Origin of the sequence: Pseudomonas sp. TMW22089 (assembly GCF_022496645.1) — a bacterium.
Taxonomy (GTDB): Bacteria; Pseudomonadota; Gammaproteobacteria; order Pseudomonadales; family Pseudomonadaceae; genus Aquipseudomonas; species Aquipseudomonas paraversuta.
The window spans coordinates 51758-63137 of sequence record NZ_SCFG01000014.1 but is presented as its reverse complement, the minus strand read 5'-3'; the positions used below and the strand labels follow the sequence as shown (position 1 = coordinate 63137).

General features: G+C 58.5%; 10 protein-coding genes. 7 read left to right on the top strand and 3 right to left on the bottom strand.

All coding sequences use genetic code 11. From position 1 onward, the window contains the following. Positions 1 to 22: 22 nt before the first annotated feature. The 5 genes from fadA (at position 23) to EQV90_RS14460 (ending at position 5323) form a co-directional block, all read left to right on the top strand. On the top strand, positions 23 to 1198 hold the full coding sequence (gene fadA, locus EQV90_RS14480; protein ID WP_003446615.1) for an acetyl-CoA C-acyltransferase FadA: 1176 nt from the start codon (positions 23 to 25) through the stop codon (positions 1196 to 1198). A gap of 86 nt (positions 1199 to 1284) precedes the next feature. Then, positions 1285 to 1521: a DUF1653 domain-containing protein gene (locus EQV90_RS14475; RefSeq protein ID WP_003446616.1), complete on the top strand. Its 237-nt coding sequence runs from the start codon at positions 1285 to 1287 to the stop codon at positions 1519 to 1521. A 114-nt stretch (positions 1522 to 1635) separates the two neighbouring features. Continuing rightward, positions 1636 to 4263: a type I DNA topoisomerase gene (topA, locus tag EQV90_RS14470; protein WP_240878313.1), complete on the top strand. Its 2628-nt coding sequence runs from the start codon at positions 1636 to 1638 to the stop codon at positions 4261 to 4263. Between the two features lie 186 nt (positions 4264 to 4449). Then, positions 4450 to 4971, top strand: coding sequence for a DUF6586 family protein (locus tag EQV90_RS14465; protein ID WP_240878312.1), 522 nt, complete (start codon positions 4450 to 4452; stop codon positions 4969 to 4971). Between the two features lie 118 nt (positions 4972 to 5089). Then, positions 5090 to 5323: a hypothetical protein gene (locus EQV90_RS14460; RefSeq protein ID WP_003446620.1), complete on the top strand. Its 234-nt coding sequence runs from the start codon at positions 5090 to 5092 to the stop codon at positions 5321 to 5323. A gap of 75 nt (positions 5324 to 5398) precedes the next feature. Here EQV90_RS14460 and sulA read toward each other — a convergent pair whose 3' ends face one another. Next, the gene (gene sulA, locus EQV90_RS14455; protein ID WP_003446622.1) at positions 5399 to 5872 is read right to left on the bottom strand and encodes an SOS-induced cell division inhibitor SulA; all 474 of its coding nucleotides are present in this window, start codon (positions 5870 to 5872) and stop codon (positions 5399 to 5401) included. A gap of 10 nt (positions 5873 to 5882) precedes the next feature. Continuing rightward, on the bottom strand, positions 5883 to 6491 hold the full coding sequence (gene lexA / locus EQV90_RS14450) for a transcriptional repressor LexA (protein ID WP_003446624.1): 609 nt from the start codon (positions 6489 to 6491) through the stop codon (positions 5883 to 5885). Positions 6492 to 6745: 254 nt separating this feature from the next. On the opposite strand from lexA, the gene EQV90_RS14445 reads away from it, so the two are divergent. Further along, entirely contained in the window at positions 6746 to 7453 is a 708-nt protein-coding gene (locus EQV90_RS14445; RefSeq protein WP_003446626.1) for a TetR/AcrR family transcriptional regulator, read from the top strand. Between the two features lie 160 nt (positions 7454 to 7613). After that, on the top strand, positions 7614 to 8612 hold the full coding sequence (gene nagZ / locus EQV90_RS14440; protein ID WP_177412936.1) for a beta-N-acetylhexosaminidase: 999 nt from the start codon (positions 7614 to 7616) through the stop codon (positions 8610 to 8612). A 62-nt stretch (positions 8613 to 8674) separates the two neighbouring features. Here nagZ and EQV90_RS14435 read toward each other — a convergent pair whose 3' ends face one another. After that, positions 8675 to 11377, bottom strand: coding sequence for a DEAD/DEAH box helicase (locus EQV90_RS14435; protein WP_240878311.1), 2703 nt, complete (start codon positions 11375 to 11377; stop codon positions 8675 to 8677). Between the last annotated feature and the right edge of the window lie 3 nt (positions 11378 to 11380).

Here is an 11380-nt window from a genome sequence, read left to right as displayed (position 1 = left end):
CCATTAGAGTGAGAGTGAAATTATGAGCTTGAATCCTAGAGACGTGGTGATTGTTGACTTCGGTCGCACCCCGATGGGCCGCTCCAAGGGTGGCATGCACCGCAACACCCGTGCTGAAGACATGTCTGCGCACCTGATCAGCAAAGTGCTGGAGCGCAACAACAAGGTTGACCCGAACGAAGTGGAAGACGTGATCTGGGGCTGCGTAAACCAGACCCTGGAGCAGGGCTGGAACATCGCACGCATGGCGTCGCTGATGACCCAGATCCCACATACTTCGGCCGCGCAAACCGTGAGCCGGCTGTGCGGTTCGTCCATGAGCGCCCTGCACACTGCTGCCCAGGCGATCATGACCGGTAACGGTGACGTTTTCGTGGTCGGTGGCGTCGAGCATATGGGTCACGTGAGCATGATGCACGGCGTTGATCCTAACCCGCACATGTCGCTGTACGCGGCGAAAGCCTCGGGCATGATGGGTCTGACCGCTGAAATGCTGGGCAAGATGCATGGCATCACCCGCGAGCAGCAGGATGCCTTTGCCGTGCGTTCTCACCAGTTGGCCCACAAGGCGACCATTGAAGGCAAGTTCAAAGACGAAATCATCCCGATGCAGGGATATGACGAAAATGGCTTCCTGAAGATGTTCGACTACGACGAGACCATTCGTCCGGATACGAGCATGGAAAGCCTGGCTGCGTTGAAGCCGGCCTTCAACCCCAAGGGCGGGACAGTGACTGCGGGCACTTCGTCGCAGATTACCGATGGTGCCTCGTGCATGATCGTAATGTCGGCCCAGCGTGCGAAAGACCTGGGTCTTGAGCCGCTGGCAGTGATCCGCTCGATGGCTGTTGCCGGTGTGGATCCTGCGATCATGGGCTATGGTCCTGTACCGGCCACGCAAAAAGCATTGAAGCGCGCAGGCTTGAATATGGCCGATATCGACTTCATCGAGCTCAACGAAGCTTTCGCTGCACAGGCCCTGCCGGTGCTGAAAGATTTGAAAGTGCTCGACAAGATGAATGAGAAGGTTAACCTGCACGGCGGTGCCATCGCCCTGGGCCATCCATTTGGATGTTCGGGTGCTCGCATCTCCGGCACTTTGCTCAATGTAATGAAGCAAAATGGCGGCACTTTCGGGTTGTCCACCATGTGCATTGGTCTTGGCCAGGGCATTGCCACTGTCTTCGAACGCGTCTAAAGCGTTGCGTTGATGGAAGCCGGGGCCATGTGCCCCGGTTTTTGTTTTTTGGATGTTTTGAATTTTTTTCTTTTAGGGAGCGCAACATGTCGGTACAACTTGGGCTCTACCAACACTATAAAGGCCCGCAATATCGGGTGTTCAATGTGGCGCGCCACTCCGAGACCGAAGAGGAGGTCGTGTTTTACCAGGCCTTGCATGGTGAATTCGGCTATTGGGTGCGTCCGCTGAAAATGTTTATTGAAACGGTCGAATATGAGGGCAAAACAGTCCCCCGATTCGCTCTGGTAAAGGCTGAACCGAGTATTTTTCCCAAGCCATGAGGCGAGGTCGCGCAGAACCCTGTGCTTGACCTCACCTTGTAGCCACTATATATAGCGGTGCCGCGTCAGGCGCGAACCGCCTTTCACTTCTAGAATTCAGGAATTTTCTGATCCATGGGCAAATCGCTGGTCATTGTGGAATCCCCGGCTAAGGCCAAGACCATCAACAAGTACTTGGGTAACGAGTACGTGGTGAAGTCGAGTATCGGCCATATCCGAGACCTGCCCACCAGCGGTTCGGCTAGCGCCAGCAAAGAACCTGCTGCCAAGCGCGGCAAGGCGGCGGCTGGTGAAGTGCCGGCCCTGTCGCCAAAAGAGAAGGCTCAAAAGCAGCTGATCTCGCGCATGGGTGTCGATCCGGAACATGGCTGGAAAGCCAAGTACGAGATCCTCCCGGGCAAGGAAAAGGTCATCGAAGAGCTGCGCCGGCTCGCCAAGGATGCTGACACCATCTATCTCGCAACCGACTTGGATCGCGAGGGGGAAGCCATTGCCTGGCACCTGCGCGAAGCCATCGGTGGTGATGACAGCCGCTACAAGCGCGTGGTGTTCAACGAAATCACCAAGAAGGCGATTCAGGAAGCCTTCTCCAGGCCGGGCGAGCTGGACATCAACCGTGTCAACGCCCAGCAGGCGCGTCGTTTCCTCGACCGCGTGGTGGGTTACATGGTTTCGCCGCTGCTGTGGGCGAAAATCGCCCGTGGCCTGTCGGCCGGTCGGGTGCAGTCGGTTGCCGTGAAGCTGGTGGTTGAGCGTGAGCGTGAGATCCGTGCCTTCAACCCTGAAGAATACTGGGAAATCCACGCCGATCTGGGCACTGCCAAGGGCGCGAAAGTGCGCTTCGACGTTGCCCGTGAAAAAGGCGAAGCCTTCAAGCCGCTGAACGAAACTCAGGCCATGGCGGCGCTGGAGAAGCTAAAAGCCTCCAGCTACACCATCTCCAAGCGTGAAGACAAGCCGAGCAGCAGCAAGCCTTCTGCGCCATTCATTACTTCCACCCTGCAACAGGCTGCGAGTAACCGCCTGGGCTTCGGGGTGAAGAAAACCATGATGATGGCCCAGCGTCTGTATGAAGCCGGCTACATCACGTATATGCGTACCGACTCCACCAACCTTTCGGCTGATGCCGTGGAAATGGCGCGCACTTACATCGAGGGTGAGTTCGGTGCTGCCTACCTGCCGCCGGCCCCCAACGTATATAGCAGCAAGGAAGGCGCGCAGGAGGCTCACGAAGCCATTCGTCCTTCTGACGTAAACACCGATCCAAGCAAGCTGTCGGGCATGGAACGTGATGCTGAGCGGCTCTACGAGCTTATCTGGCGCCAGTTTGTTGCTTGCCAGATGCTGCCGGCCAAATACCTGTCGACCACCGTCAGCGTCGCTGCTGGTGACTTTGAGCTGCGTGCCAAGGGCCGCATCCTGAAGTTCGACGGCTACACCCGGGTCATGCCGCAAATTGCCAAGCCTGGCGACGACGATGTACTGCCGGACATGGCCCAGGGCGACGTGCTGAAACTGATCGAACTCGATCCGAGCCAGCACTTTACCAAGCCGCCTGCGCGTTACTCCGAAGCCAGCCTGGTAAAAGAGATGGAAAAACGCGGTATCGGTCGTCCTTCGACCTACGCCGCGATCATCGGCACCATCCAGGATCGTGGTTACGTGGCGCTGCATAACCGCCGCTTCTACTCCGAAAAAATGGGCGACATCGTTACCGAGCGTTTGTCCGAGAGCTTCTCTGACCTGATGGACTACGGCTTTACCGCCGGGATGGAAGAAAATCTCGATGATGTGGCGCACGGTGAGCGCGACTGGAAAAACGTGCTGGACGAGTTCTATGGCGACTTCAAAAAGAAACTTGAAGTAGCGGCCGCGCCGGAAGGCGGGATGCGTGCCAACCAGCCGGTAATGACCGACATCCCGTGCAAAGAGTGCGGGCGTCCGATGCAGATTCGTACCGCGTCGACCGGTGTATTCCTGGGTTGCTCGGGCTACAGCTTGCCGCCTAAAGAGCGCTGCAAGGCCACGGTAAACCTGGTGCCTGGCGACGAAATTGCTGCCGACGACGAGGGTGAGTCCGAATCGTTGGTGCTGTTGGGCAAGCACCGCTGCCCGATTTGCAGCACCGCGATGGATGCGTACCTGCTGGATGAGAAGCACAAGCTGCACATCTGCGGTAACAACCCGGATTGCACCGGCTACGAAATCGAAGAAGGCAGCTACCGCATCAAGGGCTACGAAGGGCCAAGCCTGGAGTGCGACAAGTGCGGCAGCGAGATGCAGCTCAAGACCGGTCGTTTCGGCAAGTTCTTCGGTTGCACCAACGCCGAATGCAAAAACACCCGCAAACTGCTGAAAAGTGGTGAAGCTGCGCCGCCGAAAATGGACCCGGTAAAAATGCCGGAGCTCAAGTGCGAGAAGGTCAACGACACGTATATTTTGCGTGACGGTGCTTCGGGGTTGTTCCTGGCGGCCAGCCAGTTCCCGAAAAACCGCGAGACCCGTGCGCCGCTGGTGATTGAAATCGTGCCGCACAAGGACGAGATCGATCCCAAGTACCACTTCCTGTGTGAAGCGCCGAAGAAGGACCCGGATGGTCGTCCAGCGGTGATTCGCTACAGCCGCAAAACCAAGGAGCAGTACGTGCAGACTGAAGTTGAAGGCAAGCCGACAGGCTGGCGTGCCTTCTACGACGGCAAAAGCTGGAAGGTTGAAGACAAGCGTAAAGAGAAAGACGCTTGATTTAGCGTGACGGCTTAACAAAAAACCGCGCAAGGGCTGCATGTCTTGCGCGGTTTTTTTGTGATTGTCCTGTACGGGCCTGTGGCAACTGCAACACAAGCGCAGGATTGGCGCTTGCTCCCGTAGCCCCTGATCCCTGAGACTGCTCAGTCTGCACTTATCCAATTCGCTGTGGAGCGCGCCCGCATGGCTCATGAACTCTATACCCGCACCAATCAGAAAATTTACTTCGCCGGTCTGGCCCTGGATGCCATGAACAAGGCCGGCGAAGGTCGGGCCATGAATGCTCAGGCGCTGGTACAGGCCGAACGCGAATCAGCGGTGTTCCATTTGTATGGTGCGTTGCTCGGGCTGTGCCATGAAATCGCGGGTTTCTACCGTCTGCCTCAGGCCGGCGCGCCCAGGGTTGAACTGTTGCTCACTCAGGAGGTGCTGGAGGCAATAGCCATCCCCGAACTGGCAGAAATGGTCGAGCTGGCGCGTGCGCCGCAAACCTGGCTGGCCCAATTGATCGCCGCCCATGGGGCGTTGTACCAGCCGTTGCAGGCTCCGAAAAAGGTCAAGGCAGATGTCTTCCAGCCCTTGATCGTAGCGGTCAGTCTGGAGGACGAGACACCCGGGGAGTTAGGCCGGGAAACCCTGGAAGAGTGGCGCCAGAACTTGAAATCCCTGGCTGTCCGCTTTCGCGACGGGCTCAATGAGTGCTGATGGTCGAAGGCAAAACTGTACAGTCATTCATCAGTCTGTAATGAAACCAGCACAGTTCCTGGCAAATTCCCAGTGGATGACTGATATAATCCCGCGCTTTCGTGGAGAACAAACTTTTATGCCAACGTCCTTTCTTGAAATTGTCGAATTGCCAGACGGCCGTATCGAGTTGCGTCGGGCTGAAGACGAGGGGTCTTTGGTGACGCTGAACTTCTCTGAAGATGCCAAGGCTTTTCTTCAGGGTCAGCACGTAGAGGTGGCCAAGGCCATGCTTAGCGTAGGTGTGCAGATGGCGGGCCGACTGGCCGAAGGCGAACTCGAAAAGGATGACGGACCGCGTATTCTTCATTAAGACGCGATCCATGCCCCAGGCGTGTCACGGACCGGCTTTTGTATTCAGCAAAAGCCCTGTGACAACGTCCGCTGTTTAGCCCAGACGAATATTCAAACTTTGCCCGTGACCGGTGCGTGCTGCGCCAATCAGCTGTTGGCGGGCTGCGGCATTCAGTGGATTGATCCAGCTGACCACCGTGTGGCTTCGGCCCAGGCGCAGAGCTTCGCAGGTGAGTTGCAGCGTGCTTTTATTGCCGTTGGGCTGCAGCAGCAAAATACGTTCACGGTTGAGGCCGGCATCCCGTAGCCAGCTTTGAGTCAGGCTGGCGGGTGGCGCTATCAGTGTCAGCCAGCGGTCGTCCGGTTGTTCGCTCAGTTCGCGCAGCATGGGCGCAAGCAGGTTCAGGCAGTTTCCGGCAGCACCGCGCAGCGACAGTTCACTGAATGCTTCGGGTTCGACGCTCCAGGGTGAATCGAGCACGTCTTTGATCGCGGGGGTCATTGGTTTTGCCATGAACGCCTCGAAAAGATTGAGTTGTGCTGGCAGCGGTGTGTGTGGGAACTGCATGAAGCCTCCTTTAGCGGCGAATGACGCCGACACTCAAGCCTTCAATGACCAGTTCCTGGTCCTTGAGGTTGACTTCAATCGGGGCGAAGTCAGGGTTCTCGGCGATCAGCCAGACCTTGTTACCTTCACGCTTGAAGCGCTTTACCGTCACTTCGTCGTCGATGCGGGCCACGACAATCTGGCCGTTACGGGCTTCGCGACAGGTATGAACGGCAAGCAGGTCGCCATCAAAGATGCCGACGTCCTTCATGCTCATGCCTTGTACCCGCAGCAAATAGTCAGCGCGCGGATGGAAGAAGGTCGGGTTGATATTGCATGACTCTTCGACGTGCTCCTGCGCCAGGATCGGGGCGCCGGCAGCAACCCGGCCGATGATGGGCAGGGTGGATTCGTCGGACTTGGCTTCGAAACCGGGGATGCGAATGCCCCGCGATGCTCCCGGAGTCATCTCGATGGCACCCTTGCGGGCAAGGGCCTTGAGGTGTTCTTCGGCGGCGTTCGGCGACTTGAAGCCCAGCTCCTGTGCGATCTCGGCACGGGTGGGCGGGTATCCGTTGTCATCCAGGCATCGCTTGATGAAGGCCAGGATCTCAGCTTGGCGTGGCGTCAGTTTTAGCATGTTGATCGCTCTGTCTTTTTATACAGTGACTGGGATTATATACAGTGATAGCTGATTGGCAATCACCCATTTTCAGGAGTCCGCCGGACGGTCGCCTGTCAGGCTGCGCACTTTATCAGCTGCGACCCGGCGGGCCGAGGCTGTGGTTAAATGCGAAACCGCCCGGTCGCAATGTGAATACGTCACCTTGACTTTTTACAAGCTGAAACGTATGTTTCAAACAACTGTTTAAATGTTTGTCAGGCGGAGTAGCCATGGCCCAGTCGGAAACCGTTGAACGTATCCTTGATGCTGCCGAGCAGCTGTTCGCGGAAAAAGGGTTTGCCGAAACCTCATTGCGGCTGATTACCAGCAAGGCCGGGGTTAATCTTGCGGCTGTCAATTACCATTTCGGTTCAAAAAAAGCGCTGATCCAGGCAGTTTTTTCGCGGTTTCTGGGGCCTTTTTGCGCCAACCTCGATCGAGAACTGGAGCGCCGTCAGGCCAGGCCGGAGAATCGACCCACCCTTGAAGAACTGCTGGAAATGCTGGTGGAGCAGGCGCTGGTAATCCAGCCCCGCAGCGGCAATGACCTGTCTATCTTCATGCGCTTGCTGGGGCTGGCATTCAGTCAGAGCCAGGGGCATTTGCGGCGCTACCTTGAAGACATGTATGGCAAGGTTTTCCGCCGCTACATGTTGCTGGTCAATGAGGCCGCCCCGCAAATCCCCCCGATCGAACTGTTCTGGCGTGTGCATTTCATGCTCGGCGCGGCGGCTTTCAGTATGTCCGGAATCAAGGCATTGCGCGCCATTGCCGAAACCGACTTCGGGGTAAACACCTCGATCGAACAGGTGATGCGTCTGATGGTGCCTTTCCTCGCCGCAGGCATGCGTGCTGAAAGCGGCGTGGTTGATCCGGCAATGGCCGCCGCACAGCTTCGTCCCCGCAGCAAAACCCCGCAGGTCAGCGTCAAGGTTTGACCTGCTGCGGGTGGGCGTGGCAGCTGAGTTCCGCTAAGCTAGCTGCCATGTTCGTTCCTGATCCATTTCCTGTTGCCGACTCGTTGCTGTCTCATTCAGGTGAGGCCCGTAGCCCTGTGTCCGCTATTTTTTATTCAAAGGATTATCCATGAGTTCTGCCCTGCAAGGCTCCTTGATGGTGGACGTCGCCGGTACCTGGCTGACGGCCGAAGATCGGCAATTGTTGCGCCAGCCTGAAGTGGGCGGGTTGATCATTTTTGCCCGTAACATCGAGCACCCGCGCCAGGTGCGTGAGCTCAGTGCGTCGATTCGCGCCATTCGTCCTGACTTGCTGCTGGCGGTCGACCAGGAAGGCGGGCGGGTTCAGCGTCTGCGTCAGGGCTTCGTGCGTCTGCCGGCCATGCGCGCAATTGCCGATAACCCCAATGCCGAGTACCTGGCCGAACAGTGTGGCTGGATCATGGCCACCGAAGTGCTGGCTGTCGGGCTGGACCTGAGCTTCGCCCCGGTACTGGATCTGGATTACCAGCGCAGCGCTGTGGTCGGTAGTCGTTCATTTGAGGGTGACCCGCAGCGTGCTGCGGTGTTGGCCGGGGCGTTCATTCGCGGGATGAATGATGCGGGCATGGCTGCAACCGGCAAGCATTTCCCCGGTCACGGCTGGGCCGAGGCCGATTCCCATGTAGCGATTCCCGTAGACGAACGCAGTCTTGAGCAGATCCGCAGCCATGACCTGGTGCCATTTGCCCTGTTGAGCAAGCACCTGGCGGCAGTCATGCCGGCCCATGTGATCTATCCGCAAGTGGACAGCCAGCCAGCCGGATTTTCCCGTCGCTGGTTGCAGGATATTTTGCGCGGCGAGCTTGAGTTTGACGGCGTGATCTTCAGTGACGATCTGTCGATGGCCGGCGCCCATGTGGTCGGCGATGCTGCCAGCCGTATCGAAGCGGCGCTGTCGGCCGGTTGCGACATGGGCCTGGTGTGCAACGACCGGGCAGCGGCCGAGCTGGCACTCAGTGCAGCGCAGCGTCTGAAGGTGACCCCTTCACCGCGGATTGCCCGCATGCGTGGCCAGGCATGGGCCAGCACCGACTATCGCGAGAGCCCGCGCTGGCTGGTGGCGATGGGTGCGCTTAGAGATGCCCAGCTGATTGATTGAAGGGCCAATGCAATAAAACTGCAGGAGCGTCGACCGGCTGCTCCTGCAGCATTCACGTTGTTTCAGCGCTTTTCGATTTTCGGCGGCAACGGTGCAAACAGCGCATCGATGTCGTCGTCCTGCAGTTTCCAGTCTCCGGCTATGCGGCCATCCAGAACCCCTGCGGCCAAATCCGATTTTTCCTGCTGCAAGTGCTGGATTTTCTCCTCCACGGTGCCGCGGGCAATCATCTTGTACACAAACACCGGTTTTTCCTGGCCGATGCGGTAGGCGCGGTCGGTCGCCTGGTTTTCCGCCGCCGGGTTCCACCACGGGTCGTAGTGGATCACGGTGTCAGCCTCGGTCAGGTTCAAGCCCACGCCGCCAGCCTTCAGGCTGATCAGAAAGATTTGCAGGGTGCCGCTCTGGAAGTCCTTCACCGGTGCGCGACGGTCACGGGTTTGCCCGGTGAGGATGGCGTAGCGCACCTTGCGTTTCTGCAGTTCGGCTTCGATCAGCCCGAGCATCGAAGTGAACTGCGAAAACAGCAGGATGCGCCGGCCTTCGGCGAACAGTTCTTCAAGCATCAGCATCAGGCTGTCGAGCTTGCCGGAGGTGCTGCCTTTTTTCGGCGGGGTGTCACTGATCAGTCGCAGGTCGCAGCACACCTGACGCAGTTTGAGCAGAGCTTCAAGAATGATGATCTGGCTGCGACCCACACCTTTGCGGGTGATTTCGTCGCGGACCTTTTTGTCCATGGCCAGGCGCATGGTCTCGTACACATCGCGCTGGGCTTCGTTGAGATCCACCCAGTGGATGATCTCGGTCTTGGGCGGCAGTTCGGTCGCCACCTGCTCCTTGGTGCGGCGCAACAGAAAAGGCTTGATCCGTGCATTGAGGTGCTGCAAACGCTCGTCGCTGCCCTGGCGCTCGATGGGCACCCGGTAATCGCGGTTGAAGGTTTTGACATCGCCCAGCCAGCCGGGCAGCAAGAAGTGGAACAGTGACCACAGCTCGCCCAGGTGGTTCTCCAGCGGTGTGCCGCTCAGGCACAGGCGTTGACGTGCATTCAGTTCGCAGGCCGCCTGTGAGGCCTTGCTGCCGGGATTCTTGATGTACTGCGCCTCGTCCAGCACCAGTACATGCAGCGGCAGTTTTGCCAGCTGTTCAATGTCTTTGGGCAGCAGCGCATAGGTGGTCAGGATCACGTCATAGTCGTTGAGGTGCTCAAAGTGCTTTTTACGCGTCGCGCCATACAGCGCCAGCACCTTGAGCTGCGGGGTGAAATGCGCCGCCTCGTCGAGCCAGTTGGGGATCAGGCTGGTGGGCATGACCACCATGGCCGGGCGATCCAGGCGCCCGGCATTTTTCTCGCAGAGGATATGCGCCAGGGTTTGCAGGGTTTTACCCAGCCCCATGTCATCGGCAAGAATCCCCCCGACCTCCAGTTGACGCAGTGACTGCATCCAGCTCAGGCCTTCCAGCTGGTAGGGGCGCAGGTTGGCGTTGAGGCCCTCGGGAGCTTCGACGCTGAAGTCCTTGATATCCCGCAGGCGCTGGGCAAAGCCGCGGATGTGCTCGCCGCCTTCCCAGCGCAGGGGCAATGCATCCAGGGCGTTAAGCCGCGGTGCGTCGGCACTTTTGATCCGCAGGCTGGTGGCGCCCGGCTCTCCCAGATAAAACTCGTCCAGGGTCGCCAGCACCGGTTTCAGGCGGCCATAGGGCAGAGCCACTTGCAGCGGGCCGTGGCCACTGTTGGGAGTGGTGGGGATGTTCACCAGAATCAGTTCGTCGTCCCGGCGCCTGGCCAGTTTTTCCGGGCTCAGCAGATCGGTATGGGAGCGCATCAGGTTCAACAGGATCGGCAGCAAACTCAGGCGCTGGCCGTTGACGATGATCCCCAGTTCCAGGTCGAACCAGTCGTGCTCCGGGGCCTCGTCGACGTTGGCGTACCAGTCTTGCACCGGGCTCAGGTCAAAACCGAAGTCTTCATCGATCTGCAGTTCCCAGCCCTGTTCGCGCAGGCCGGGCATTTGATTGAGGGTGAAGTTGAGCCAGGCACTGTCGTTGACCATTTCAAACAGCTCGCCGGCGCTTTCAGGCAGCGCCTTGCTCTGGCGGGTAGCGATTTTGAAACCCAGGGTGCGCAGTTGCTCGCGAAAGGCGTTTTCCGCCTCCGGCTGGCGTTTGATGCGCAGGGTCTGGTGTTCCTGGCGAATCAGGATGTCGGCGTTTTTTTGCCCGCTGGCGTATTGCTCGAGGTAATTGAACGACAGCGCGGCGCGGTGCTGGATATAACGCTGCATCTTGCCGTTGCGCGGTTCAAAGGCGCTGAACTCGGCACTGGCCAGCCATAGGCGCGGCACCGGTTGCACGTCATCGATCAGCACTTCGGGCAGGTTGGCAGGGCGACGCGAGTCGAGTACGGCCTGGAGTTTTTCCAGAAGCTCGGCGTCCTGGGCGGCGGCAGGGTAGTTCAAGGTTTCTTCAATCTTCAGTAATACGGCAGCAGTGTGCTTGCAATTGGCCCGCACCGGGCAGGTGCAGTTGGCGCTCACCAGCAGCAATGTGCCTTTGGCCGAGTCGCGCAATTCAATGGTCTGGCGGTAGGTGTTTTCGCCCGAACCCTGACAGCTGGCAGTAATCAGGCTGTCACCGATCTGCACAATCCTGACGCGGTTTTGCCTGGCGTAGCTGCGGCCACGTTCCAGGCTTTGCTCTTTGAAGCGACTGACCCAGGTCGGTGCGAGCGGCTTGGTCAGTTGCGGGGTCAGGCTCACGGACATGGG

What these genes read in the sequence shown, in the direction of transcription:
- fadA (WP_003446615.1), top strand. Translation starts at nt 23, where the DNA reads ATGAGCTTGAATCCTAGAGACGTGGTGATTGTTGACTTCGGTCGCACC.
- EQV90_RS14475 (WP_003446616.1), top strand. Translation starts at nt 1,285, where the DNA reads ATGTCGGTACAACTTGGGCTCTACCAACACTATAAAGGCCCGCAATAT.
- topA (WP_240878313.1), top strand. Translation starts at nt 1,636, where the DNA reads ATGGGCAAATCGCTGGTCATTGTGGAATCCCCGGCTAAGGCCAAGACC.
- EQV90_RS14465 (WP_240878312.1), top strand. Translation starts at nt 4,450, where the DNA reads ATGGCTCATGAACTCTATACCCGCACCAATCAGAAAATTTACTTCGCC.
- EQV90_RS14460 (WP_003446620.1), top strand. Translation starts at nt 5,090, where the DNA reads ATGCCAACGTCCTTTCTTGAAATTGTCGAATTGCCAGACGGCCGTATC.
- sulA (WP_003446622.1), bottom strand. Translation starts at nt 5,872, where the DNA reads ATGCAGTTCCCACACACACCGCTGCCAGCACAACTCAATCTTTTCGAG.
- lexA (WP_003446624.1), bottom strand. Translation starts at nt 6,491, where the DNA reads ATGCTAAAACTGACGCCACGCCAAGCTGAGATCCTGGCCTTCATCAAG.
- EQV90_RS14445 (WP_003446626.1), top strand. Translation starts at nt 6,746, where the DNA reads ATGGCCCAGTCGGAAACCGTTGAACGTATCCTTGATGCTGCCGAGCAG.
- EQV90_RS14435 (WP_240878311.1), bottom strand. Translation starts at nt 11,377, where the DNA reads ATGTCCGTGAGCCTGACCCCGCAACTGACCAAGCCGCTCGCACCGACC.